Origin of the sequence: Streptomyces vastus (assembly GCF_039532825.1) — a bacterium.
Taxonomy (GTDB): Bacteria; Actinomycetota; Actinomycetes; order Streptomycetales; family Streptomycetaceae; genus Streptomyces; species Streptomyces vastus.
Map to the genome: position 1 here is coordinate 4842 of NZ_BAAASJ010000056.1, position 358 is coordinate 5199.

At 54.7% G+C, this 358-nt stretch carries 1 protein-coding gene; it reads left to right on the plus strand.

Translation table 11 applies throughout. The features are described from left to right. The coding region (locus ABD357_RS24235) for a hypothetical protein (RefSeq protein ID WP_344392854.1) at nucleotides 1-357 on the plus strand (357 nt) is incomplete at its 5' end. Nucleotide 358: the final 1 nt, after the last annotated feature.

The window sequence follows — 358 nt, forward strand, 5'->3', positions numbered from 1 at the left end:
ATCTGCCACGTCTTCGGCTGCACAGTCACCGTCTCGGGAACCGGTGTGAAAGTCCCCTGGCCGGACAAGAAATCCAAGACGGCGAAGAAATACAAGAACAAGACCTACTGGGGATACAAGATCTACCGCAAGAAAGGCGGAAGGATCTACAAGTATGGAATCACCAGAGCAGGGAACAGTCGCCCCAAGTCGCAGCTGAGAACATGCGAGAGGTATTACAACAGGGCATGCGGCTATAAAATGATCTGGCGCGGCAAAGGGTGGTACAACGCCCGAATGTGGGAAGCCATGAAGATCACGAAATACGTTGCTCACCACGGACACTGCCCGCCCGGGCAGCTGAAGAGCTGCCGCTGAT